The sequence below is a fragment of the Sphingomonas sp. S-NIH.Pt3_0716 genome, assembly GCF_003950715.1.
GTDB lineage: Bacteria > Pseudomonadota > Alphaproteobacteria > Sphingomonadales > Sphingomonadaceae > Sphingobium > Sphingobium yanoikuyae_A.
In genome coordinates, this window is record NZ_QLJK01000016.1 from 53,019 (window position 1) to 75,949 (window position 22,931).

Annotated in this window: 23 protein-coding genes; 11 read left to right on the forward strand and 12 right to left on the reverse strand. The window is 65.9% G+C overall.

Annotation, left to right across the window (positions count from 1 at the left end):
- Nucleotides 1-95: 95 nt before the first annotated feature.
- The 8 genes from gpmA (at nucleotide 96) to BRX37_RS14335 (ending at nucleotide 8,340) form a co-directional block, all read left to right on the forward strand.
- A complete protein-coding gene (gene gpmA, locus BRX37_RS14295) occupies nucleotides 96-782 on the forward strand; it encodes a 2,3-diphosphoglycerate-dependent phosphoglycerate mutase (protein WP_125987787.1) in 687 nt (228 codons plus the stop codon).
- A gap of 252 nt (nucleotides 783-1,034) precedes the next feature.
- On the forward strand, nucleotides 1,035-1,523 hold the full coding sequence (gene purE / locus BRX37_RS14300; RefSeq protein WP_125987789.1) for a 5-(carboxyamino)imidazole ribonucleotide mutase: 489 nt from the start codon (nucleotides 1,035-1,037) through the stop codon (nucleotides 1,521-1,523).
- Between the two features lie 8 nt (nucleotides 1,524-1,531).
- Complete coding sequence (locus BRX37_RS14305) at nucleotides 1,532-2,602, forward strand: 5-(carboxyamino)imidazole ribonucleotide synthase (RefSeq protein WP_125987791.1); 1,071 nt, start codon at nucleotides 1,532-1,534, stop codon at nucleotides 2,600-2,602.
- Nucleotides 2,603-2,729: 127 nt separating this feature from the next.
- The gene (locus BRX37_RS14315) at nucleotides 2,730-3,224 is read left to right on the forward strand and encodes a dihydrofolate reductase (RefSeq protein ID WP_125987795.1); all 495 of its coding nucleotides are present in this window, start codon (nucleotides 2,730-2,732) and stop codon (nucleotides 3,222-3,224) included.
- A 191-nt stretch (nucleotides 3,225-3,415) separates the two neighbouring features.
- On the forward strand, nucleotides 3,416-4,342 hold the full coding sequence (locus BRX37_RS14320) for a bifunctional riboflavin kinase/FAD synthetase (protein ID WP_125987797.1): 927 nt from the start codon (nucleotides 3,416-3,418) through the stop codon (nucleotides 4,340-4,342).
- 151 nt (nucleotides 4,343-4,493) lie between these two features.
- Nucleotides 4,494-7,397, forward strand: a complete 2,904-nt coding sequence (ileS, locus tag BRX37_RS14325) for an isoleucine--tRNA ligase (RefSeq protein ID WP_125987799.1) — start codon at nucleotides 4,494-4,496, stop codon at nucleotides 7,395-7,397.
- Entirely contained in the window at nucleotides 7,394-7,906 is a 513-nt protein-coding gene (lspA, locus tag BRX37_RS14330; RefSeq protein WP_004212370.1) for a signal peptidase II, read from the forward strand. The genes ileS and lspA overlap by 4 nt, the downstream gene beginning before the upstream one ends.
- Nucleotides 7,906-8,340 carry a DUF3035 domain-containing protein gene (locus tag BRX37_RS14335; RefSeq protein WP_004212371.1) on the forward strand — a complete coding sequence of 145 codons (435 nt, stop codon included), beginning with the start codon at nucleotides 7,906-7,908 and terminating at the stop codon, nucleotides 8,338-8,340. Before lspA ends, BRX37_RS14335 begins: the two co-directional genes overlap by 1 nt.
- Nucleotide 8,341: 1 nt before the next feature.
- Here BRX37_RS14335 and BRX37_RS14340 read toward each other — a convergent pair whose 3' ends face one another.
- From BRX37_RS14340 to BRX37_RS14390, 11 genes are all read right to left on the reverse strand, one after another.
- Complete coding sequence (locus BRX37_RS14340; protein WP_125987801.1) at nucleotides 8,342-8,674, reverse strand: ArsR/SmtB family transcription factor; 333 nt, start codon at nucleotides 8,672-8,674, stop codon at nucleotides 8,342-8,344.
- Nucleotides 8,661-9,116 carry an SRPBCC family protein gene (locus BRX37_RS14345; protein WP_125987803.1) on the reverse strand — a complete coding sequence of 152 codons (456 nt, stop codon included), beginning with the start codon at nucleotides 9,114-9,116 and terminating at the stop codon, nucleotides 8,661-8,663. Before BRX37_RS14345 ends, BRX37_RS14340 begins: the two co-directional genes overlap by 14 nt.
- Before the next feature lie 64 nt (nucleotides 9,117-9,180).
- Nucleotides 9,181-10,656, reverse strand: a complete 1,476-nt coding sequence (locus tag BRX37_RS14350) for a DUF4403 family protein (protein ID WP_125987876.1) — start codon at nucleotides 10,654-10,656, stop codon at nucleotides 9,181-9,183.
- An 84-nt stretch (nucleotides 10,657-10,740) separates the two neighbouring features.
- Nucleotides 10,741-12,660, reverse strand: coding sequence for a 1-deoxy-D-xylulose-5-phosphate synthase (gene dxs / locus BRX37_RS14355; RefSeq protein WP_125987805.1), 1,920 nt, complete (start codon nucleotides 12,658-12,660; stop codon nucleotides 10,741-10,743).
- A gap of 10 nt (nucleotides 12,661-12,670) precedes the next feature.
- Complete coding sequence (locus BRX37_RS14360; RefSeq protein ID WP_318276689.1) at nucleotides 12,671-13,738, reverse strand: AAA family ATPase; 1,068 nt, start codon at nucleotides 13,736-13,738, stop codon at nucleotides 12,671-12,673.
- Nucleotides 13,690-14,259, reverse strand: a complete 570-nt coding sequence (gene pnuC, locus BRX37_RS14365) for a nicotinamide riboside transporter PnuC (protein ID WP_125987809.1) — start codon at nucleotides 14,257-14,259, stop codon at nucleotides 13,690-13,692. The genes BRX37_RS14360 and pnuC overlap by 49 nt, the downstream gene beginning before the upstream one ends.
- Before the next feature lie 10 nt (nucleotides 14,260-14,269).
- A complete protein-coding gene (locus tag BRX37_RS14370; protein WP_004212378.1) occupies nucleotides 14,270-14,737 on the reverse strand; it encodes a Fur family transcriptional regulator in 468 nt (155 codons plus the stop codon).
- 44 nt (nucleotides 14,738-14,781) lie between these two features.
- Nucleotides 14,782-15,111 carry a DUF423 domain-containing protein gene (locus BRX37_RS14375; RefSeq protein WP_125987811.1) on the reverse strand — a complete coding sequence of 110 codons (330 nt, stop codon included), beginning with the start codon at nucleotides 15,109-15,111 and terminating at the stop codon, nucleotides 14,782-14,784.
- Nucleotides 15,108-16,910 carry a cation:proton antiporter domain-containing protein gene (locus tag BRX37_RS14380; RefSeq protein WP_125987813.1) on the reverse strand — a complete coding sequence of 601 codons (1,803 nt, stop codon included), beginning with the start codon at nucleotides 16,908-16,910 and terminating at the stop codon, nucleotides 15,108-15,110. Before BRX37_RS14380 ends, BRX37_RS14375 begins: the two co-directional genes overlap by 4 nt.
- Complete coding sequence (locus BRX37_RS14385; RefSeq protein WP_125987815.1) at nucleotides 16,910-17,332, reverse strand: iron-sulfur cluster assembly scaffold protein; 423 nt, start codon at nucleotides 17,330-17,332, stop codon at nucleotides 16,910-16,912. The genes BRX37_RS14380 and BRX37_RS14385 overlap by 1 nt, the downstream gene beginning before the upstream one ends.
- Nucleotides 17,333-17,383: 51 nt before the next feature.
- Nucleotides 17,384-18,280 (reverse strand): LysR family transcriptional regulator, encoded by an 897-nt coding sequence (locus BRX37_RS14390; RefSeq protein WP_004212385.1) that lies wholly within the window; start codon nucleotides 18,278-18,280, stop codon nucleotides 17,384-17,386.
- Nucleotides 18,281-18,379: 99 nt separating this feature from the next.
- Here BRX37_RS14390 and BRX37_RS14395 point away from each other — a divergent pair, with 99 nt between their 5' ends.
- From BRX37_RS14395 to BRX37_RS14405, 3 genes are all read left to right on the forward strand, one after another.
- On the forward strand, nucleotides 18,380-19,366 hold the full coding sequence (locus BRX37_RS14395; RefSeq protein WP_125987817.1) for an aldo/keto reductase: 987 nt from the start codon (nucleotides 18,380-18,382) through the stop codon (nucleotides 19,364-19,366).
- 97 nt (nucleotides 19,367-19,463) lie between these two features.
- The gene (locus BRX37_RS14400; protein ID WP_010339058.1) at nucleotides 19,464-19,919 is read left to right on the forward strand and encodes a YaiI/YqxD family protein; all 456 of its coding nucleotides are present in this window, start codon (nucleotides 19,464-19,466) and stop codon (nucleotides 19,917-19,919) included.
- Nucleotides 19,919-21,091 (forward strand): BaiN/RdsA family NAD(P)/FAD-dependent oxidoreductase, encoded by a 1,173-nt coding sequence (locus BRX37_RS14405; protein WP_125987818.1) that lies wholly within the window; start codon nucleotides 19,919-19,921, stop codon nucleotides 21,089-21,091. The genes BRX37_RS14400 and BRX37_RS14405 overlap by 1 nt, the downstream gene beginning before the upstream one ends.
- On the opposite strand, the gene BRX37_RS14410 is transcribed toward BRX37_RS14405, so the two are convergent.
- Nucleotides 21,088-22,806 (reverse strand): ATP-binding protein, encoded by a 1,719-nt coding sequence (locus BRX37_RS14410; protein WP_125987820.1) that lies wholly within the window; start codon nucleotides 22,804-22,806, stop codon nucleotides 21,088-21,090. The genes BRX37_RS14405 and BRX37_RS14410 overlap by 4 nt on opposite strands.
- Nucleotides 22,807-22,931: the final 125 nt, after the last annotated feature.

Below are 22,931 nucleotides of genomic sequence, written 5' to 3' on the forward strand. Positions count from 1 at the left end.
GTGGGCTTGTCCTGACCCGCGACAAGCTTGCGCCCATAATTTTGCCCGCTATGGCAGGCGCATCTTTCGCCCCTATCGTGCAGGAGACACGCCCGATGCCCACGCTCGTCCTCATCCGCCATGGTCAGTCGACCTGGAATCTGGAAAACCGCTTCACCGGCTGGTGGGATGTCGACGTGACGGAAAAGGGCGCGGAAGAGGCGCGCGCCGCCGGCCGCCTGCTTAAGGAAAAGGGGCTGGATTTCGACCAGTGCTTCACCTCGCTCCAGACCCGCGCGATCAAGACGTTGAACCTGGTGCTGGAGGAAATGGGGCGGCTGTGGCTGCCGGTCGAGAAGGACTGGCGCCTGAATGAACGCCATTATGGCGGCCTGACCGGCCTCAACAAGGCCGAGACCGCGGCCAAGCATGGCGATGCGCAGGTGAAGATCTGGCGCCGCAGCTTCGACATTCCGCCGCCGGTGCTGGAAGCCGGCAGCGAGTTCGACCTGTCGAAGGACCGTCGCTATGACGGTATCGCCATCCCCTCGACCGAGAGCCTGAAGGATACGATCGCCCGCGTGCTGCCCTATTGGGAATCGGTCATCGCGCCCGACCTGAAGGCTGGCAAGCGCGTCGTCATCTCCGCCCATGGCAATTCGCTGCGCGCGCTGGTTAAGCATCTGTCGAACATCCCCGATGACGAGATCACCGAACTGGAAATCCCGACCGGCCAGCCGATCGTCTATGAACTGGCCGACGATCTGACCGCGACCGATCGCTATTATCTGTCGGAACGGTAAGGGCGCCGTTCGTCCTGAGCGAAGTCGAAGGACTGGCTGAGCTTGGCGAAGCCACTTCACTTCGTTCAGTGCCGGGCTTCGACTTCACCTTTGGTGAAGTTTATCCTGAGCGCCTGCTGCAAGCAGGCAGTCGAAGGACTCAGCCCGAACGGAATTTTAATGTCCATAACAATTGCCCCTTGGCGGCCCGGCCGCTAAGGGGCTTTGCTTTCCGGGCAGGCCGGCGGGCCGCCCCATCAGGGGAAGCAAATTATGAGCGGGGCAGTGAAAGTCGGCATCATCATGGGCTCGCGCTCCGACTGGGAGACGATGCGTCATGCCGCCGAGACGCTGGAAGCGCTGGGCGTCGCCCATGAGTGCAAGGTCGTGTCCGCCCATCGCACCCCGCAGCGCCTCTATGATTATGCCACCAGTGCCGCCGGCCGCGGCCTCAAGGTCATCATCGCCGGTGCCGGCGGGGCCGCCCATCTGCCGGGCATGGCCGCGTCGATGACCCGCCTGCCGGTGCTGGGCGTGCCGGTGGAATCCAAGGCGCTGAAAGGCATGGATTCGCTGCTGTCCATTGTTCAGATGCCCGGCGGCATCCCGGTCGGTACGCTGGCGATCGGCAAGCCCGGCGCGATCAATGCCGGCCTGCTCGCCGCGTCGATCCTGGCGACGCATGACGATGCTCTGGCTGAGCGGCTGGACGCCTGGCGCGCGCGCCAGACCGACGCCGTCGCCGAAACCGTCGAGGACTGATCCCGATCATGACGACCATTGCCCCCGGCGCCACCATCGGCATCCTTGGCGGCGGCCAGCTTGGCCGGATGATCGCCATGGCCGCGGCCCAGCTTGGCTATCGCACCCACATCTACGCGCCCGAGGAAAGCGGCCCCGCCGCCGATGTCTCGCCGAGCTGGACCCAGGGCGCCTATGAGGATGCCGCCGCGCTCGCCGCCTTTGCCGAGGGCGTGGATGTCGTCACCTATGAGTTCGAGAATATCGATCCGTTGGCGGTCGAGGTGCTGGCGAGCCATGGGCTGGTCCGTCCCGGCGCCGGTGCGCTGCGCGTCGCGCAGGATCGTCTGGCCGAAAAGCGCTTCGTCGCCGATCTGGGCGGCCTGACCGCGCCCTTCGCGCCGGTCGACAGCCTGGACGATCTGGAAACCGCGATCGAGACGATCGGCAGCCGCGCGATCCTCAAGACCAACCGCATGGGCTATGACGGCAAGGGCCAAGCCCGGATCAACGAGCCGGGCGATGCGGTCGGCGCCTGGAACGCGATTGGCCGCCAGCCCGCGATCCTCGAAGGCTTCGTGACCTTCGATCAGGAATATTCGGTGATCCTGGTGCGTGGCGCCGACGGCGCGGTGCGCTTCTGGGATTCGGCCGCCAACGTCCATGTCGACGGCATCCTCGCCACTTCGACCGTGCCGGCCGGCTCGCTGATCGAGGGGCAGTTGCCCGCCGCCCGCGCGCTCGCCAAGCAGGTTGCCGATGCGCTCGACTATGTCGGCGTGCTGACGCTGGAATTCTTCGCCAGCGCCGACGGCCCTGTGTTCAACGAAATGGCGCCCCGCGTCCATAATAGCGGTCACTGGACCACCGAGGGGGCGCTCACCAGCCAGTTCGAGAACCATGTCCGCGCGATCTGTGGCCTGCCGCTCGGCGATACGGGCCTGGCCGCCCGGCAGGTCGAGATGCGCAACCTGATCGGCGACGATGCTGCGGAATGGCTGGCGATCCTGTCCGACCCGGAAAATCATCTCCACCTCTATGGCAAGCATGAGGCACGTCCGGGCCGCAAGATGGGGCATGTGACGCGGTTGTCGCTTTAATCTATTCACGTCGTCATCCCCGCGAAGGCGGGGATCCATCTCGCGCGTTCGCCCTATTGGCTTGGTTCGGTGATGGATTCCCGCCTGCGCGGGAATGACGAGGTTTTTTGGCGGAGGAAGCGCGATCATGAGCGAGCAGCCGGACATCGTCCTGATCCTGGCCCGCGCCGACAATGGCGTGATTGGCCGGGAGGGCGACCTGCCCTGGCGGCTGCCGGCCGACCTCAGGCATTTCAAGGCGCTGACCGCCGGCCATCCGATGCTGATGGGGCGCAAGACGTTCGACAGCCTGCCCGGCCTGCTGCCTGGCCGTCGCCATATCGTGCTGACCCGCGATCTGGAATGGATGGGCGAGGGGGCGGAGGTCGCCCATGATGTCGACGCGGCGATCGCGCTGGCCGACGCACCGGTGCTGATGGTGATCGGCGGCGCGGAAATCTATCGCCTGTTCCTCGACCGGGCCGACCGGATCGAACTGACCGAGGTGCATGTCGACGCCGAAGGCGACGCCCATATCGCCTATCCCGATCAGGCGGACTGGCGCGAGACGGCGCGCGCGGATCATCCCGCGCAGGACGGGCGCCCGGCCTACAGCTTCGTGACGTTCGGGCGGAAGCCATAAACTTTCCTTCCGTTCGCCCTGAGCGAAGTCGAAGGGGCCCGTCGAGCGCAGCGAGACGCCCCCCTCCAGTTAAGTTTGGCGTTGAGGTGCACTTCGCTCCGCTCAGTGCAAGGCTTCGACTTCGCTCAGCCCGAACGGGAGGTGGTGATCGCCAATTGCCACGCCCTGTGTGTCACCCTATAGCCCCGGCCATGGAGCGGCTTACCAGCAATGCCCCGATCCCTGCGCATCTGCGCGGCGGCGTCATGGCGCTTGGCAATTTCGACGGCTTTCATGCCGGCCATCAGGCGGTGGTCGGCCGCGCGATCGCGCGTGCGCGGGCGGAGGGGCGGCCGGCGATCGTCGCCACCTTCGATCCCCATCCCATGCGTCTGTTCCAGCCCGATACGCCGCCCTTTCGCTTGACCACGCTGGACCAGCGCCAGGCGCTGTTCGCGGCTGCCGGTGCCGACGCGATGCTGGTGTTCGACTTCACCCGCGAACTCGCCGCGCTCGACCCGGCCGGCTATGTCCGCCTGCTGGTGGAGCAACTGGGCGTCGCCGCCGTCGTCACGGGTGAGGATTTTACTTTCGGCAAGGGCCGCAGCGGCACGATCGCCAGCTTCGCCGAACTGGGCCTGCCGGCCGAAGCGGTCGCACCGGTCACGGACGGGGAGGGGGTGATCAGCTCCAGCCGCATCCGCGCCGCATTGCAGGCGGGCGATTGCGCCACCGCCACCCGCCTGTTGACGCGTCCCTTCACGATCCAGGGCATGGTCCAGCATGGCGACAAGCTCGGCCGCACCATCGGCTTCCCGACCGCCAATATCGACCTTGGCCCTTATCTGCGCCCGGCCTTCGGCATCTATGCCGTGCGCGGGCTGCTGGCCGATGGCCGGGTGCTGGACGGCGCCGCCAACCTGGGCGTCCGCCCGACCTTCGATCCGCCCAAGCTGCTGCTGGAGCCGCATTTCTTCGATTTCGCCGAAAGCCTCTATGACCAGAGCATCGAAGTGCAGTTGATCCACTATCTCCGGCCGGAGGCGAAATATGACGGCCTCGACCCGCTGATCGCACAGATCGCACGCGACTGCGACGACGCACGGCAAATCCTTGCGGGAACGCCTTACCTCGCGTAGGGCGACGCTTCCACTTTTCCCGTTCGTGTCGAGCGAAGTCGAGACACGCGGCCGAGCGGAGCCGAGGCCCGGTTAGAGCCCTCGCTTCCCTCGGGCCGGCCCTTCGACTTCGCTCAGGGCGAACGTATTCATAAACTTGCACGGACATTCGATGACCGACCAGCCCGATTACAAAAGCACCGTCTTCCTTCCCGTCACCGACTTTCCGATGAAGGCCGGCCTCGCGCAGAAGGAACCGGCGATTGCCGCGCGCTGGGCGGCGATGGACCTGTACGGCAAGCTGCGCGAGAAGCGCGCCGGCCGCGAACGCTTCATCCTGCATGATGGCCCGCCCTACGCCAATGGCGACATCCATATGGGCCATGCGATGAACAAGGTCTTGAAGGACATCATCGTCCGCAGCCAGTCGCTGCTGGGCAAGGATGCGCCCTATGTGCCCGGCTGGGACTGCCACGGCCTTCCGATCGAATGGAAGATCGAGGAGGAATATCGCAAGAAGAAGATGAACAAGGACGAGGTGCCCGCCGCCGAATTCCGCGCCCAGTGCCGCGCCTATGCCGACAAATGGGTGGACGTGCAGAAGGAGCAGTTCAAGCGCCTGGGCGTGATGGGCGACTGGGCCGATCCCTATCTGACCATGAAGTTCGATGCCGAGGCGACGATCGTCGGCGAACTGCTGAAGTTTGCGGAAAGCGGCCAGCTTTATCGCGGCGCCAAGCCCGTCATGTGGTCCCCGGTCGAAAAGACCGCGCTGGCCGAGGCGGAGGTGGAATATGAGGACATCACCTCGACCCAGATCGACGTGGCGTTCGAGATCGTCGAAGCGCCGAACGCGCCCGAACTGGTCGGCGCCCATGCGGTGATCTGGACAACCACGCCCTGGACGATCCCGGTGAACCAGGCTTTGGCTTATGGGCCGGAGGTTGAGTATGTTGCGCACAAGGGGCGGCAGCAGCGTCTCGTAGATGTCACCCAACCGGCATCGCCCGAAAATCTAGAAACGGTCTGGGAAGGCACGGTTGTCATCGCCGCAGCACTTTTCGACGACTTCCGTGGCAAAACTGCCTTTGTGCCGGACGATATGTTCGCACCCCTTTGGGCTGGCAAAGGCTCCGACCTCGCCGGCGCCGTCGCGCGTCACCCGATGCACGCGCTTGGCGGCTTCTTCGCCAAGCCGCGTCCGTTCCTTGCGGGCGATTTCGTCACGACCGATGCGGGTACCGGCCTTGTCCATATGGCGCCCGACCATGGCGAGGACGATTTTGCCCTGTGCAAGGCGAACGGCCTGAACCCCGTCTTCGCGGTCGAGGGGGACGGCAAATATCGCGCCGACTGGCTGTGGCTGGGCGGGCAGGGCTCGGTCATCAACCCCAAGTTCGTCGGCAAGGATGGCCCGATCTGCACCGACCTGCGCGAAGCGGGCGCGCTGCTCGCCGCGTCGGACGACTTCAAGCACAGCTATCCGCATAGCTGGCGCTCCAAGGCGAAGATCATCTTCCGCTGCACCCCGCAATGGTTCATCCCGATGGACAAGCCGCAGGAAGGCGTGGTGGCCGATGTCGATGGCGGCGTGATGCCGACCCCGATCGTCACCGGCAACGGCCCGACCCTGCGCGAGATCGCGCTCGACGCGATCGAGCATACGCGCTGGGTGCCCGAGCGGTCGACCAACCGCATCCGTTCGATGGTGGAGGGGCGCCCCGACTGGGTGATCAGCCGCCAGCGCGCCTGGGGCGTGCCGATCGCGCTCTATGTTCATCGCAAGACTGGCGACTATCTCGTTGATAATTCGGTCAATGCGCGCATCATCGAGGCGTTCAGGGGCGCTGGTGCCGACGCCTGGTTCGGTGCCGATCATCAGGCGCTGCTCGGCCCCGATTATGACCTCAATGACTATGAGGTCGTAAACGACATTCTCGACGTCTGGTTCGACAGCGGCTCGACCCACAGTTTCGTGGTCGAGGGCCGCTATGGTGAAGGCGCGCGCGCCGACCTCTATATCGAAGGCTCCGACCAGCATCGCGGCTGGTTCCAGTCCTCGCTGCTGGAAAGCTGCGGCACCCGTGGCCAGGCCCCCTACAAGGCGGTGCTGACCCATGGCTTCGCGCTCGACGGCTCGGGCAAGAAAATGTCCAAGAGCCTGGGCAATGTCGTTGATCCGCTCAAGATCATGGCCGAAAGCGGCGCCGATATCCTGCGCGTCTGGGTCGCCAGCACCGACTATTTCGATGACGTCCGCATCGGCAAGGAAGTGCTGGCCGGTTCGTCCGACGCCTATCGCAAGCTGCGCAACACCTTCCGCTACATGCTCGGCGCCCTGTCCGACTATGATGAGAGCGAGGCGGTGTCCTACGCCGAGATGCCGGAGCTGGAGCGCTACATGCTCCACCGCCTGGCCCAGCTCGACGCGGAGCTGCGCGCGGTGGTCGACAAGGCGGCGAAGAGCGAGAACTGGCTGGAATTTTCCCGCTACACCCGCGCCATCTTCGACTTCGCGAACAGCGACCTGTCGGCCTTCTTCTTCGATATCCGCAAGGACTGCCTCTATTGCGATGCGAAGTCGGACCCCAAGCGTCGCGCCTATCGCACCTTGCTCGATACTTTGTTCCACGCGCTGGTCCGCTATGTCGCGCCGATCATCCCCTTCACTGCTGAGGAAGTATGGCAGAGCCGCTTCCCAAGTGACGAGGATAGCGTCCATTTCCTGGAATGGCCGGAGGTCGACCATCGCTGGATCGACAGCCATCTGAACGACAAATGGGCGGAGCTGCGCGACCAGCGCGAGCAGGTCAACGAGGCGATCGAACCCTTCCGCCGCGAGAAGGTGATCCGCTCCAGCCTGGAGGCCGATGTCACCATGGGCGAAATGCTGCCCAGCGACGGTGTGAACTTCGCCGAAATCGCCATCGTCGCCCGGATCGAGATGGGCGTGGGCGACGGCATCATCGTCAAGCCCAGCGAGTGGCACAAGTGCGGCCGCTGCTGGCGCCTGCTGCCCGAGGTCGAGGAAGATGGCACGCTGTGCCACCGCTGTGACGAGGTGTTGAAGGCATGAGTGCCATCAACCATCGCCCGCTGGGGCTGACGGTCGCGATCGTCACCCTCGCGCTCGACCAACTGGTCAAATATACCGTCACCTATCCGCTTGCGCTGCAGAGCCGGGCGGATGCGGGGATCGAGATATTGCCCTTCTTCCGCCTGCGCTGGCTGGAAAATCGCGGCGTCTCGATGGGCTTCTTCCATGCCGACAATGATACGATGCGCTGGATGCTGGTTGGCATGACCATGTTGATCGCCGGCTTCGTGGGCGTGTGGATGTGGCGTGAAAAGGCGCGGTCGGACGTCGCGGCGCTCGGCCTGGTGCTGGGTGGCGCGATCGGCAATATCGTCGACCGGATGCGGCTGGGCTATGTCGTCGACTATGCCGACCTGCATTTCGGCGAATGGCGGCCCTTCCTGATTTTCAACCTGGCCGACGCGGCCATCACGTTCGGCGTGCTGATCCTGCTTGCGCGGGCGCTGCTGCTGCGCGAGAAGGGCGCAAAGACGGAGACCCTGAAGTAATGCGTAAACTGATCCTCGCCGCCGGCCTTGTTGCAACCCTGTCGGCGTGCGGCGGCGGTGGTAACGGCCTGCTCAATCGTGGCCGTCCCGACGAGTTCGCTGTGACGCGCCAGGCGCCGCTGGTCGTGCCGCCCGATTTCGCGCTGGTCCCGCCCGCGCCGGGCACCCCGGCTGCCGCTACGGTCGATTCGAGCCGCGCCGCGCAGGAAGCGCTGTTCGGCGGTCCGGCCCCGCGTAGCGCATCGGAAAGCGCGGCGCTGAATTCGGCCGGCCGCGGCACGGCCGCCGCCGGCATCCGCTCGCAGGCGGGCGATCCGGGCACCGAAGTGGTCGACAAGGGCGCCACCACCCGCGACATCATCGCTGCGCCCGAAGGCGACGGCCAGGACGCCCGCGCCGCCACCGGCACGCAGACGACCCCGCCGCAGCAATAATCTATGGGGAAGGGGGCGCCTGATCGCCCCCTTCCGCAAGGGCCTTGAGCCGGGCGAGCGTGCCATCCCATTGCGCGCCGACCCGGCCGAGCCAATCCTGCGCCGCCGCGACCGCCTCCCGGCGCAGCGCGAAATGCACTTCCCGTCCCTGCTTGCGCCTGCGCACCAGCCCGGCGCCGTGCAGCACATCCAGATGCTTGGTCACCGCCTGACGGCTGATCGGCAGGCCTTCGCCCAGTTGCACGATCGAGCGCCCATTGCCGTCGCCCAACCGCGCGATGAGGCCGAGGCGCGTGGGATCGCCCAGTGCGGCGAAAATCTCAGCCGGTGACATGGTCGCGGATATTCTTCACCTGTTCCGCCCAGCCGCCGTCATTGTCGCGCATGACATTGGTGCGGCGCGGTTCGGGCACCGCATCGAACCCGCTTTCGGTGACGGTCAGGCGGGTGCCGCCGTCGATCGGCTCCAGCACGAATTCCACCAGCGTCCATTCGGGCACCGGCACGCCGCTCTCCATCAGCGCCTTGTCGCCGCCGGTCGCAGGCCATTCATAGGCAAGACGGGTCATCGGCTCGATCGCCACGACCCGCGCTTCCCAGCGATACGCCTCATAGCCCGGATAGGTCATGTGCCCGGTCGAGGGCTGGCCGATGGCAAAGGGCTGGTCGAGCGCCACGCGGAACCAGGTGCCGAATTGCGCATGGTCGGTCAGGGCGTCCCATACCCGTTCTACCGGCGCGGCGATGTCGATCGTCTTGATGATGCTGTCGGTCATGATAGGCAACCTCCTGATTGCCTATATGCGCCTCATGGCAGGGATATGCAACTATATGGTTGCTCTATAGCGGCCCGCCAGCGTAGCGGATCGAGGCCCGGCCGGTCGCCCGCACGGGCAGATACAAGCCCTGACCATGGGCGCTGATCTGGCCGATTTCCGTGCTGTCCAAATTGGTGCGGATGCGGAAATGCGCGGTTTTGCGGTCGCCGATGGCGCGCCGGATCTTGCCCTTCAAATCCTCCAGATCATGGGTGAAATTCTGGCTGAGCGCGCCAGCGATGGCGGCGGAAAAGGCGGGGCTTCCCGCCAGCGCGATCAAGATATCGCCGCCAATCCCATCGCTGGTGCCGGTCACCTGCAGATCCTCGAAATGGACCAGCGCCGAATTGGGCTGGTTGACCGGGCGGGCGGTCAGCCAGACGGTGCCATGGGTATCGCCCAGCTTGCCGCTTGCCGGACGCGCCGCGAGCGTGACGCCCACGGCAATGCGGTTGCCCGTCGTGCCATAGGCGGTCAGCCCGTCGAAGCGCGCGGTGATCGGGCCGAGCTTGGGCAGGTCGAACGGGCGCGCGGCGCGCTTGTGCAGGGCGCGCAGGATGACCGGCTCCAGTTGCGCATAATCGGCCCGCACCGGCAGGAAGAAATGTAGCGCGTCATTGATTGGTGCGCGCGCGGGCGATGGCAGTCCGGTCGGCTGCGGATCGACCGGCCGGTCGCCGACCACGGTTTCGGTCAGCGCCTCGATCCCCAGCCGGAAACGCAGTTGCGCGCCGCTGTTGCTATAGCCGTCGAACAGGAAGCGTTGCGGCGTGATGCGCATCCATACCGGCGGATCATGGTCGTTGAGTGACAGGGTGGTGAAGGCCGAACGCCACAGCCGCTCGATCTTGCCGCGCAGGTCGACCTTGGCCAGTTCGCGCGGCAATTGCCGTTCGAGGTCGCGCAGGACCGGCGCGATCTTGCGGTCGACCTTGTCGGCGAAGGTGATGCGCTGGCCGAGGAAATCGATGCCGGGCGTCTGGCTCCAGTCATAGCTGAGCTTCAGCGTGCCGTGGGGGCGCCACTGGTCATCGATGCCGAGCTGAAGTCGGGCATGGGCCATGGCGTCGCCGGTGGCGGTCTCGCCTTTCAGCAGCCCGCCGACATCGCGGGCGCTGACCTGCGCATGGATCGGGATGTCAGCGATCAGGTCGCGGCCATTGCCGCGCAGGCGGATCGGTCCGCGCGTGACTTCACCGATGATGTGGCAGTCGATCGGCGGCGTCACCTTGATCTGCTTGCCGAACAATTTGACCCGCTTGGGCTGGACGCAGCGCGTGCCTGGCCGGTCGATGCGCCACAGCTGTCGCGGCATGGCCCGCTCGATCGCCAGGGCAATCCGGGCGCGGTCGATCTCCACCGGGACGCTGATGATGGAAGATGCGCTGGTCGCCGGCACGGGATCATTGGCGCGCGGCGGCGGCTCCACCGCCGGTTTCTGCGAACAGGCGGCGAGCAGCGGCAGGAGCAGCAGCCAGCGATGATGTCGACCCGGCAATGCTCTGCCCAACCGCCTTCTCCCGGACATGGTCCAGCGGAAGGCAGGCTAGGGCAGTTGGGTGAGGAGGTCCAGCGCGGACCTTCAGGCCCGCGCTTCCTCCACGCCGGCGCTGTTGTGGCGCAGCGCCGTCAGCACCGTGTCGACGATCGCATCGGCATCCAGCCGCGCGTCGGCATATTGCTGTTCGGGCTTGTCCTGGTCCTGGAAGATGTCGGGCAGGCGCATGGTGCGGATCTTGAGGCCATTGTCGGTCAGCCCAAGGTCGCTCGCCAGGGTGAGGACATGGGCGCCCAGACCGCCGATCGATCCTTCCTCGATCGTCACCGCCACCTCATGGGTGGTCAGCATCCGGCGGATTAGCGCTTCGTCCAGCGGCTTGGCGAAGCGCAGGTCGACGACGGATGCCGACAGGCCCTTGGCCTCCAGCGTGTCGGCGGCCTTCATCGCTTCCTCCAGCCGGGTGCCGAGCGACAGGATCGCGACCTGGCGCCCTTCGCGCACGACGCGGCCCTTGCCGATCTCCAGCGCTTCGGGAACTTTCGGCATGGCGACGCCGGTGCCGTTGCCGCGCGGATAGCGCACCGCGATCGGCCCGCTGTCATGCACGGCGCAAGTATGGACCATGTGCGTCAGTTCCGCCTCGTCGGCTGCAGCCATCACGACGAAATTGGGCAGGCTGGCGAGATAGGTGACGTCGAAGCTGCCGGCATGGGTGGAGCCGTCGGCACCGACCAGACCGGCGCGGTCGATGGCGAAGCGCACGGGCAGGTTCTGGATGGCGACATCATGCACCACCTGGTCATAGGCGCGCTGCAGGAAGGTCGAATAGATGGCGCAGAAGGGCCGCATCCCTTGCGCCGCGAGGCCCGCCGCGAAGGTCACGGCATGCTGTTCGGCGATGCCGACGTCGAAGGTCCGGTCGGGGAAGGCCAGCTCGAACTTGTCGAGCCCTGTGCCCGACGGCATGGCGGCGGTGATCGCGCAGACGCGCGGGTCGCGCTGCGCTTCGGCGATCAGCGCCTGGGCGAAGACATTGGTGTAGCTGGGCGGACCCGGAGGGGCCTTGGCCTGGGTGCCGGTGATGACGTCGAATTTCTGCACGCCATGATATTTGTCGGCGGCCGCTTCGGCCGGGCCATAGCCCTTGCCCTTCTGGGTCACGACATGGATCAGGCACGGCCCTTCGGCCGCATCGCGGACATTTTCCAGCACCGGGATCAGATGTTCGAGATTATGGCCGTCGATCGGGCCGACATAATAGAATCCCAGTTCCTCGAACAGGGTGCCGCCGGTCGCCATGCCGCGGGCGAACTCGTCGGTCTTCTTGGCCGCCTTGTGTAGCGGGCGGGGCAGCTTGCGCGCCAGCTTCTTGGCCATGTCGCGCAGGCCCAGAAACTCGCGGCTCGACACCAGTCGGGCGAGATAGGCGGACAGGCCACCGACGGGAGGGGCTATCGACATGTCATTGTCGTTGAGGATAACGACCAGACGGTTGCCGGCCTCGCGTGCGTTGTTCATCGCCTCATAGGCCATGCCAGCCGACATGGCGCCATCGCCGATCACGGCGATGCCCTTGCCCGGCTTGTCCTGCATCTTGTTGGCGACGGCAAAGCCGAGCGCTGCGCTGATCGAGGTAGAGCTGTGCGCCGCGCCGAACGGGTCATATTCGGATTCGGCGCGCTTGGTGAAGCCGCTGAGGCCGCCGCCCTGGCGCAGGGTGCGGATGCGATCGCGCCGGCCGGTCAATATCTTGTGCGGATAGCATTGATGGCCCACGTCCCAGACCAGCTTGTCGTTGGGCGTGTCGAACACATAATGGATGGCGGTGGTCAGTTCCACGACACCCAGGCCCGACCCCAGATGGCCCCCGGTCACGCCGACGGCGGCGATGGTTTCGGCGCGCAGCTCATCGGCTAGCTGGCGGAGCTGGTCGGGCTGCAGCTTGCGCAGGTCGGCGGGGATCTTGACGGTGTCGAGCAACGGCGTGGACGGATTGGACATGGGGAACTGCCTACTCGCTTTCCTGCGCCAAGTCGAACCCTGACGTCATGCAGGGGGGCGCCAAATCTTCAATCAGGGAAACGGCGCGGGTGAAACGACTGTCCCAATCCCCGCCGACCGAAGCCCAGGTAACGCCGCTGTCGATCAGCACGTTCCGGCTGATATCGGCAAATCGCGCCCGCACCGGATCGTCGCCATAGATACGCGTGCCATCGTCGATCCAGGCGACATCGGGTTCCAGCAGCAGATAGAGGTCGGCCTTCGGGTAGGCGAGCAGCGCGTCGGGCGCATGGCCGATCATCATCTCGGCCCAGGCCGCCGTCATCAGCGCGTCGGTGTCAGCGAACAGGCGACGGTTGGCCAGTCGCTGGCCGGCGGTGATCGTCGCGGACTGGGCCGCGCCGATCAGCAGCAGGTCGGCCTCGTCCATATCGACACTGTGAACTTCGGCCTGGGCGCGGCCATATTCGGGCACCCAGATCGTGTCGAAATGCCGGGCGAGGCGTTCGGCCAGCACCGACTTGCCGGTGCTTTCGACGCCATGCAGCACGATCGTCCGGGTGAAATGCGCGCGGACCGGCGGCGCGATCCAGCGCCACTGGCTCCAGGGATCGGCACGCACGGCGCTGGCGGACAGGCCGCCCAGTCCGTCCTGGTCCGCGCCCAGGATCCGGGCACCCAGCGGCACGAAGCGCCCGCCGACTTCCTGCGCCAGCCGCAGCCCATAGGCTTCGCCTGCGAACAGCAGGTCAATCGGCTCGGGGTGGGCCTGGGCCACGATGGCCCGCCAGATCGGCCAGAAGTCGGTGGAGTCTTCAGGCGCCTGCGGCACGACGGCGTCATGGCCGATCACCCGGCACCCCGGCGCCAGGTCGCGCATCCACTGCAGCCGCAGTGGACCGGGGATCGGATCGCCCGGCAGCCAGCAGACCAGGATGGTGAGTTCGTCCACCATCGCCCGCGCGCTGTCGATCAACATCTGATGGCCGGCATGAGGCGGCATGAACTTGCCGAGCAGGAAGCCGCGGGTCATGCCGGCGCCCGGCCCATCGTGCGGCGCCAGGCGATCAGGCCCCATAGTGCGATGAAGAAGAAGATGGCGTAGAGGATCGACGTCGCGATCAGGCCGCGGCTCCAGAACAGGCCGGTGGCAAGGGCATCGACCGCCACCCACAGAACCCAGCTTTCGATCTTGCGCTGCGACTGCAATATCTGTGCGGCGACGCTCATGCCGGCGATCATGGCGTCGGCGAAGGGCGCGGCGGCATCGGTGAAGCGGGCCATGCCCATGCCCCAGGCCAGGCTGGCCAGCGCAGTGCCCGCGATCCAGGCAAGGCGGGCCGGTGTGCCGAGGCGCGCGACCGCAATGCCGCCGTCGGCGACCTTCTCGCTCTGCACCCAGTTCCACCAGCCATAGGCGTTGATCACCAGGAAGAAGATTTGCAGCAGCGCGTCGCTGTAGAGCTTCGCCTCGAAAAAGACGAAGAAATAGAGCGCGACCATGGCGATGCCGAACGGATAGTTCCACAGCGAACGGCGTGCCACCAGCACGACATTGACCAGGCCGAGCGCCGCTGCGACCCATTCGGTGATGGTCATGAACCGCCCGTCAGTGGCAGGCGCTGCAGGTGCCGCGCACTTCGATCACCGGACGCACCGGCGCAAAGCCGGCCTTTTCCGCCACCGACCGCAGCGATCCGGTGATGGGATCATTGTCGATATGCGTCACCTGGCCGCAATTGTCGCAGACCAGGAAGATGCAGTCATGATGGCAACCGGGATGCGCGTTGGCGATATAGGCGTTCGCGCTTTCCACCCGCATCGCGATATTGTTCGCCACGAACAGGTCGAGGATGCGGTAGACGCTGTTGGGCGCGACCCGCTTGCCGCGCGCCTTGGACACAGTGTCGGCGATATCATAGGCCGATGCCGGCTTTTCTTCGGCCGCCAGTGCGTCGAAGATGGCGGCGCGCATCGGCGTCCACTGCTCATCCTTCGCCTCCAGCGTAGCCTGCGCCGCGTCGGCCAGCTTCTTGCCGGTGGGTTCCTGATGATGATGGTGCGAATGATCTGCCATGGCGATTATCTAGGCGTGTCCACCTGCGGCGGCAAGTGGCTGGCTCAGCCGCGCTGCCAATAGGCAATGGCCGCCCAGAGCCAGCCGCCGATCATCATCGCGCCGCCGATCGGCGTCACTGCGCCCAGCCAGCGCGGGCAGCCCAGTGCCATGGCATAGAGGCTGACGGCAAAGATCGCTGCGCCGATGAGCAGCAACAGGGCGCCGCCGCGCGTGATGCCCATGATCGTCAGGACGGCGACGGCATGGATCAGCTGATAGAGGCCCCCGGTGCGCAGCCACTCCGCCGCCTGCGGGCTGGCGGCGCCATGGGCGCCAAAGGCACCGGCAGCAATGGCAAGCGCTGCCGACAGGGCGGCCAGAATGGCGATCATGCTTCTTCTCCATCTCCGCGCGCGCGCAGGCGCATGCCCCGGCCGGGGCGGTACATCAGATCCTTGGCCGCCAGCAGATTGCCATGCTCGATCTGCAGGGCGAGCCGCTGGCCGTCATTCTCGCGATATTGGCGCTCGACTTCCTCGACCTCTTCGGGCGGCACACCCAGCGTCTGCATCGCCTGGACGCCCATGCAGATGGCCGATTCGAACACTTCCCGTACCACGCCGGCCAGTTCGATATCCTGCATCGCCAGGATCTGGCGACGATCGAACACGCGCGCCATCAGCGCGGCCTGGGGGAAGGCCTCGGCAATGGGCTGCAGCACACGGCCATCCAGCGAAGGATCGTCGATGCAGAAGGCGATCAGCCGGGCTTCGTCGGCACCGGCGCGGCGGAGCAGGTCGATCCGCGTGCCGTCCCCATAATAGACCTTCATGTCGAAGCGGCTCGACACCTCGATCTGGGCGGGCTTCTTGTCGATCAGCACCACGCCGAAGCCGTGGCCCATCAGCATCTGGGCCACGGTCTGGCCGAACCGGCCATAGCCCACGATGATGGCGCTGCCGCGCGGCGCATCCTCCGGCCCCGGCAGGTCGTCGCGATCCTTGGGCTGGGCGAATTCGAAGCGGCGAGCAAACAGCATCAGGAAGGGCGTGGTCGCCATGGAGAAGGTGACTATCGCGCTGAACAGGCTCGCCGCCTGCGGCGCGATCAGATAGGCATTTTGCGCCTGGGCGAAGAGGACGAAGCCAAATTCACCGCCCTGGGAGAGCAGCAGGCCGGCGCTCAATGCCTGTTGCCAGGCCATGCCGAACAGCCGGGCGAGCAGGGCGATGATCGCGGTCTTGGCGGCCACCAGCATCGCCGCCATGCTGATAACGAACAGGGGATTGGCGGCGACGGCGCGCAGGTCCAGCACCATGCCGACGGCCAGGAAGAAGAGGCCGAGTAGTATCGAGCGGAACGGCTCCACGTCGGACTCGATCTCGTGGCGATAGGGCGAGTCGGCCAGCATCACGCCCGCGACGAAGGCGCCAAGCGCGGTCGAGAGGTGCAAGCTGTGCATCACCGATGCGGCGGCCAGCACGGTGAACAGGCCGACCGCAACGAACAGTTCGCGCTCGCCCTGCCGACCGACCAGATTGAGCAACGGTCGCAGGATGAAGCGGCCGGCCAGCACCAGCCCGGCGATCGCGGCGACGGTATAGCCGGCCAGCACCCATCCGGGCGGGCCGCCCGCGTCGGCCGGATTGCGGGACAGGGCGGCAACGATGGTAATCAGCGGAACGATCGAGAGATCCTGGAACAGCAGGATCGAGAAGACCTTCTCGCCAAAGGGCGAGTTGATGCGGCCGCTGCTCTTGAGGCTGGGCAGCACCTGCGCGGTCGAGGAGAGGGCGAGCGGCAAGCCGAGTGCGATCGCCGCGCCCCCGGTGAAACCGGTCGAATAGAAGATGATCGCGATGAGGGCGAGGCCGCACAGCACGACCTGCGCCAGGCCAAGCGCGAAGATGTCGCGCTTCAGTCGCCACAGGCGCGCGGGATGGAGTTCGAGGCCGACGAGGAAGAGCAGCAGGACGATGCCGATTTCGGCAATGGCGAGCTTCGATTCCGCGCCGCCGACCAAGCCCAGCCCTTGCGGGCCGACGAGCGCGCCGGCGACCAGATAGCCCAGCACCGCACCCAGGCCGAAGCGGCGGAACAGCAGGACGAAGGCGACGGCGACGCCGAGCAGGATCACGCCTTCGGACAGGAGGACGTCGGTGGCCGACATGGCGGTTTCGGCAACCGGCATCAGGCGTCCGCCATCCGCGCGGCTTCGGCGATCGCTTCGAAACCGAGCCGGATCGAGGGATGGCGCGCAGGATAGCCGCGAGCCGGCGCCAGCACTGCAAGGCCGGGCCAGAAATCGAGATCCTCGCTCTCGCCAGACAGATAGGCGGCCAGCTTGTCGCGTGCCTCTGCCAGTTCGTCAGCGGTCAGGCCGATCGCCTGGGCCGCCATCAGCGCGGCGGAGGCCTGGCCCAGGGCGCAGGCCTTCACGTCCAGGCCCATTTCGGCGAGCTTGCCGTCGGCCATGCGGACATCGGCCGTGATGCGCGAGCCGCAGGTCGGTGACCGCTTCTCCACGCTGGCCTGCGGATCGGCCAGCCGCTGGTGGTGCGGGATGCTCGCCGCGAGGCGAAGAATGTCGTTATTGTAGAGGGATGCGCTCATTATCCCTCCATGTAGGACAGTTATGCCTGCGGGAGAAGGCGGCAAAATGGCCTAGGGGCCGCGATAGCGCAGCGCGTCCACCAATATGCTGAACGCAGCGGCCGGCTGGCGGCGGCTGGGATAATAGAGATGATAGCCGGCAAAGGGCGGGCACCAGTCCTCCAGCACCGGGATCAGCCGGCCTTCGTCGATATCCGCGCGCACCTGATCCTCCATCACGAAGGCGAGGCCGAAGCCGGCGAGGGCGGCGCGGCGGATCATCTCGATGCTGTTGAACGCCAGTTGCCCCTCCACCCGCACCCGGATTTCATGGCCGTCCTTTTCCAGTTCCCAGGCGTAAAGGCCGCCGGCGCTGCGCAGGCGCAGATTGATGCAGTCATGAGCGGCCAGATCCTGCGGCGTGCGCGGCACCGGGCGGCTGGCGAAATAGGCGGGCGCGCCGACCACGATCATGCGCAGGTCCGGGCCGATGCGCACGGCGACCATATCCTTGGCGATCGCCTCGCCCAGCCGCACGCCGGCATCGAACCGCTCCTTGACGATATCGACAAAGCCGGAATCGATGCTCAATTCGACATGGATGTCGGGATAGCGCGGTAACAGCCGTTGCAATGCTGGCCAGACGACCGTGTTGCTGGCATGTTCGGCGGCGGTGATGCGGATGGTGCCGGCCGGCCGTTCGCGCAGGTCGCCGAGCGAAGCGAGTTCGGTCGCGATGCTGTCGAGCGCCGGGCGCAGCGTCGCGGACAGGCGATCGCCGGCCTCGGTCAGGGAGACGCTGCGGGTGGTGCGGGTGAGCAGGCGGACGCCCAGGCGCGTTTCCAGCCGCCTGATGGTATGGCTGAGCGCGGACTGCGACGTGCCGAGCAGCGCGGCCGCTCGGGTGAAATTGCCGGTGTCGGCGACCATCAGGAAGGCGTTGAGGTCGACCAGCTCTTCGCGCCGCATTCATGAACTCCGGATATAAAGTCTTGCCGCTTTTATGATCTAATCCGCCGCTTGGCGACAGCCTATCTTCCGTTCGGACATCAAATCGGAGTGACCGCTATGGAAAAGCGACTTTTGGGCAAGAGCGGGCTGGAGGTTTCGGCCATTGGCCTTGGCTGCATGGGCCTCAATTTCGGCTATGGCACCGCCGTCAGCCAGGATGAAGGGATCAGATTGATCCGGGCGGCTGTCGACTTCGGTGTCACCTTCTTCGACACGGCGGAGGTCTATGGCCCCTATACCAACGAGGAAATGGTCGGCGCCGCGCTGGCGCCGGTGCGCGACCAGGTGGTGATCGCCACCAAGTTCGGCTTCGACATCGGCGCCGGTCTTGGCGCGCTCAACAGCCGGCCGGACAATATCCGCGCGGTGGCGGACGCCTCGCTCAAGCGGCTGGGTGTCGAGGTGATCGATCTTTTCTACCAGCATCGCGTCGATCCGGCCGTGCCGATCGAGGATGTGGCGGGAGCCGTCAAGGACCTGATCGCCGAGGGCAAGGTCAGGCATTTCGGCCTGTCCGAGCCGTCAGCTGCAACGGTCCGCCGCGCCCATGCGGTGCAGTCGGTCGCCGCACTCCAGAATGAATATTCGCTCTGGACCCGTGGCCCGGAAACCAACGGCATCCTTGAAACCTGCGAGGAACTGGGCATCGGCTTCGTGCCCTACAGCCCGCTCGGCAAGGGCTTTCTGACCGGCGCGATCAGCAAGGATACGGCGCTGGCCGAAGGCGATTTCCGCAACAGCCTGCCGCGCTTTGCCGCCGAGGCGCGGGAGAAGAACCTGGCGCTGGTCGATCTGCTCAAGGGCATCGCGGCCGAGAAGGGGGCGACCCCGGCGCAGATCGCGATCGCCTGGCTGCTGGCGCAGAAGCCTTGGATTGTGCCCATCCCCGGCACCACCAAGCTCCATCGGCTGGAGGAAAATCTGGGCGCGGCCACGGTCGAACTGAGTGATGCCGACCTGACTCGGATCCGCGCGGCGGCCGATGCCATCCCGGTGGAGGGCGAGCGCTACCCGCCGCATCTGCTCGAAATCGTCGGGCGCTAACTACGGATGGGCCGGGGTGTTTCCCCGGCCCATTGCGCGTTGGTCCCTGTCAGCCTATCGCCGCCGCGAACGGCCGGAACGAAAGGACAGCGCGGCGATGCACATATTGGTCGATGCCGACGCCTGCCCGGTGAAGGAGGAAATCTACAAGGTTGCCTTCCGCCATGGCGTGCCGGTCACCATCGTCAGCAACAGCCCGATCCGCATTCCGGCGCATGAGTTGATCGACCGCGTGGTGGTGAGCGACGGGTTCGACGCCGCCGACGACTGGATCGCCGAACGCGCCGGTGCCGATACGCTCTGCATCACCGCCGACATTCTGCTTGCCGACCGCTGCCTCAAGGCCGGGGCGGGGGTGATCGCGCCCAATGGCAAGCCCTTCACCAGCGCCTCGATCGGCAGCGCGATTGCTGTGCGGGCGATCATGGCGGACTTGCGCGCCGGCGCCGTGGGCGATCCAGTCGGGGGCCCGCCGCCTTTCTCCAAGGCCGATCGATCCCGCTTCCTTTCCGCGCTGGACGAGGCGATCGTGCGGATGAAGCGGGGGCGGTGATGGGCGATTATGACGCGATAATCCTGGGCGCCGGCGCCGCCGGCATGATGTGCGCAGCGACCGCCGGCCAGCGCGGCCGCCGGGTGTTGCTGGCCGACCATGCCGATACGCCGGGCAAGAAAATCCTGATCTCCGGCGGCGGCCGCTGCAATTTCACCAATATCCATACCGCTGCCGACCGCTATCTGTCGGCCAATCCGCATTTCGCCAAATCGGCGCTGGGCCGCTACACGCCGCAGGATTTCCTTACCCTGATCGGTCGCTATGGCATTGCCTGGCATGAAAAGACGCTGGGCCAGCTTTTCTGCGACGGATCGGCAAAGCAGGTCGTGGCCATGCTAGCAAAGGAGTGCGCTGCCGGCGGCGTGACCATGGCGCTGGGCCAACCGGTGACGGATATCAGCCATGGCGATGGCCTGTTTCGCGTCAAGCTGGGCGATCGCATCGTGTCGGCGCCGTCTTTGGTGCTGGCGACCGGTGGCCCGTCCATCCCGAAATTGGGCGCTACCGGCTTCGCCTATGAGATTGCGCGCCAGTTCGACCTCAAGGTGGTGCAGCCCCGGCCGGCACTGGTGCCCTTCACCCTGGGGCCGGACGACGCCCTGTTCCAGTCGCTCTCCGGTGTATCGGCCGAGGTGGAGGTGCGCTGGAACAAGACCCGGTTTCGCGAGGCGGCGCTGTTCACCCATCGCGGCCTCTCCGGCCCGGCGATGCTGCAGATTTCCTCCTATTGGGAACATCGCACGCCGATCCACGTCAATTTCCTGCCCGATCTCGGCGTGGACTGGTTGCTGGCCGAAAAGCGCAACCGCCCGCGCACCGGCTTGCGGCGCGTGCTGGTCGAGCGCTTCCCCGAGCGCATGGCCGATGCCCTGCTCGAACGGATCGGCACGCAGGGTGACCTTGGCAATCTGCCCGACAAGACCCTGCGCCAGATTGGCGAGCGGCTGGCGGGTTGGTCCTTCATCCCCTCCGGCACCGAAGGCTATGCCAAGGCGGAGGTCACGGTCGGCGGCATCGCCACCGCCGGCCTGTCGTCGCGGACGATGGAAGCCGCCAAGGTGCCGGGGCTCTACGCCATTGGCGAGGCGGTCGACGTCACCGGCTGGCTTGGCGGCTATAATTTCCAATGGGCCTGGGCCAGCGGCTGGGCGGCCGGGCAGGCGCTCTAGGCACGCCCCACGGTCTGCGCCTGCGCGGCCGCGATGCTGGCCTGAAGATGCTGGCGGCGGAAGGGCTTGGAAAGGCGAGGGATATCCGGCGCGATCAGGTCGACGCCTTCATAGCCCGATATGATGAGTAGCGCGATCTCGGGATGGTCGACGCGCAGCCGCAGCGCCAGTTCGGCGCCGGTCATGCCGGGCATGATATGGTCGGTGACGACAATGTCGGGCCGGAAATCGGCGGCGATCATGCTGAGCCCCAGTTCGGCATTGTCGATGTCGACCACGTCATAGCCTAGGTCGGTCAGCATTTCCCGCGTGCCATGGCGGACCAGGGCATTGTCGTCGATCAGCAGCACCTTGCCTTGCGTTGCTGCGATCTCGCCGCCATCGCCATCCGCCACGACAGCCACCGGCTTCTGCTTCTCGATCGGCAGCCAGAGCTGGATTTCCGTGCCCTGGCCCACTTCGCTGACGATTTCCAGCGCGCCGCCCAACTGGCCGGCCAGGCCATGGGCCATCGATAGCCCAAGGCCGGTGCCATGGCCGACCGGCTTGGTCGTGAAGAAGGGCTCGGTTGCGGACGCCTTGACCGCCGGGGTCATGCCGATGCCGGTGTCGGTGATGCGCAGGCAGACGAATTGGCCGGGGATCAGCGGCACGGGGAGGCGGCTCTTGCACCGTTCGGCGGAAATGATGACCTGGCCGCCGTTCGGCATGGCGTCGCGCGCGTTGACCACCAGGTTGAGGATGGCCAGTTCCAACTGATGTCGATCGGCGCGTACCGGCGGCACATCCGGCGCGGCATCGACATGGAGAATGATCTGCGGGCCGACCGTGCTGACCAGCAAGGTCTGCATATTCTCCAGCGTCTCGGAAAGATTGACCGATGTCGGCTGCAACGGTTGGCGACGGCCGAAGGCCAGCAGCCGCTTGACCAGCGTCTGCGCGGTTTCCGCCGCCTGCATCGCGATATTGGCGGTGCGCGCTACCGCTTCGGGGGATCGGCCGCCGGCGATGATCTGGTCCAGCCCGCCGATGATCGGCGTCAGCAGATTGTTGAAGTCATGCGCGACATGCCCGGTCAACTGGCCCAGCACGTCCATCTTCTGGATTTGCCGCAGCTTGTCCTGCGCGCTTTCCAGTTCGCTCGTGCGTTCGCGCACGCGCTGGTCTAGATGATCGTTCAGGGATTCGAGTGCGCTGAAGAGCCGGCCATTTTCGAGTGCGGTGGACGCGGCCCGTGCCAGCGCTTCGAGCAGCGAAATCTCATTGTCGGTCGGCATCGCCGGTTCGGACCAATAGGCGCCCACGGCGGCGATCGGGTCGACCCGGCCGATCGGCACCATGATCATGCTGCGGACGAAGGTCTGGCTATAGGCATCGACCGGCACCCGGACATCGTCGAATATGTCGGCGATGACCGCGGTTTCCTGGTTCAGCATCGCCCAGCCGGACACACAGGTTTCCGCCGGGAATCGTTGCCCGGCCCATAAAGGCGCCTTGGCGTCCTCGGCGATATAATGGCATTTGTCGCCGTCGCGCAGCACGACCGCAATACCGTCTGCGCCGACGGCGCGGCGGGCGAAGGCACGCAGGACGGCGACCACCGCATCCAGGGACCGCGCGCCGGCCAGGGCTTCCATGGCCTCGGCCGCTATGGTCCAGCGGGCCGCGAGCGCCTTCTGCGTCGAATGGTCTTCCCGGCCATATGCTCCATTCATCGTGTGACCTCTGAAGTGGAAGGGAATCGCACTATATCATCGATCAGACGGGCAGGGGAAATGGAGATTTGTCAGTAGGTTAAGACCAGGTATGATTGCATAATATACGCAATTTTACGGCCTGT

Coding starts and splice junctions, on each gene's coding strand:
- gpmA (WP_125987787.1), top strand. CDS start 96: ATGCCCACGCTCGTCCTCATCCGCCATGGTCAGTCGACCTGGAATCTG.
- purE (WP_125987789.1), top strand. CDS start 1,035: ATGAGCGGGGCAGTGAAAGTCGGCATCATCATGGGCTCGCGCTCCGAC.
- BRX37_RS14305 (WP_125987791.1), top strand. CDS start 1,532: ATGACGACCATTGCCCCCGGCGCCACCATCGGCATCCTTGGCGGCGGC.
- BRX37_RS14315 (WP_125987795.1), top strand. CDS start 2,730: ATGAGCGAGCAGCCGGACATCGTCCTGATCCTGGCCCGCGCCGACAAT.
- BRX37_RS14320 (WP_125987797.1), top strand. CDS start 3,416: ATGGAGCGGCTTACCAGCAATGCCCCGATCCCTGCGCATCTGCGCGGC.
- ileS (WP_125987799.1), top strand. CDS start 4,494: ATGACCGACCAGCCCGATTACAAAAGCACCGTCTTCCTTCCCGTCACC.
- lspA (WP_004212370.1), top strand. CDS start 7,394: ATGAGTGCCATCAACCATCGCCCGCTGGGGCTGACGGTCGCGATCGTC.
- BRX37_RS14335 (WP_004212371.1), top strand. CDS start 7,906: ATGCGTAAACTGATCCTCGCCGCCGGCCTTGTTGCAACCCTGTCGGCG.
- BRX37_RS14340 (WP_125987801.1), bottom strand. CDS start 8,674: ATGTCACCGGCTGAGATTTTCGCCGCACTGGGCGATCCCACGCGCCTC.
- BRX37_RS14345 (WP_125987803.1), bottom strand. CDS start 9,116: ATGACCGACAGCATCATCAAGACGATCGACATCGCCGCGCCGGTAGAA.
- dxs (WP_125987805.1), bottom strand. CDS start 12,660: ATGTCCAATCCGTCCACGCCGTTGCTCGACACCGTCAAGATCCCCGCC.
- BRX37_RS14360 (WP_318276689.1), bottom strand. CDS start 13,738: ATGGGGCCTGATCGCCTGGCGCCGCACGATGGGCCGGGCGCCGGCATG.
- pnuC (WP_125987809.1), bottom strand. CDS start 14,259: ATGACCATCACCGAATGGGTCGCAGCGGCGCTCGGCCTGGTCAATGTC.
- BRX37_RS14370 (WP_004212378.1), bottom strand. CDS start 14,737: ATGGCAGATCATTCGCACCATCATCATCAGGAACCCACCGGCAAGAAG.
- BRX37_RS14375 (WP_125987811.1), bottom strand. CDS start 15,111: ATGATCGCCATTCTGGCCGCCCTGTCGGCAGCGCTTGCCATTGCTGCC.
- BRX37_RS14380 (WP_125987813.1), bottom strand. CDS start 16,910: ATGCCGGTTGCCGAAACCGCCATGTCGGCCACCGACGTCCTCCTGTCC.
- BRX37_RS14385 (WP_125987815.1), bottom strand. CDS start 17,332: ATGAGCGCATCCCTCTACAATAACGACATTCTTCGCCTCGCGGCGAGC.
- BRX37_RS14390 (WP_004212385.1), bottom strand. CDS start 18,280: ATGCGGCGCGAAGAGCTGGTCGACCTCAACGCCTTCCTGATGGTCGCC.
- BRX37_RS14395 (WP_125987817.1), top strand. CDS start 18,380: ATGGAAAAGCGACTTTTGGGCAAGAGCGGGCTGGAGGTTTCGGCCATT.
- BRX37_RS14400 (WP_010339058.1), top strand. CDS start 19,464: ATGCACATATTGGTCGATGCCGACGCCTGCCCGGTGAAGGAGGAAATC.
- BRX37_RS14405 (WP_125987818.1), top strand. CDS start 19,919: ATGGGCGATTATGACGCGATAATCCTGGGCGCCGGCGCCGCCGGCATG.
- BRX37_RS14410 (WP_125987820.1), bottom strand. CDS start 22,806: ATGAATGGAGCATATGGCCGGGAAGACCATTCGACGCAGAAGGCGCTC.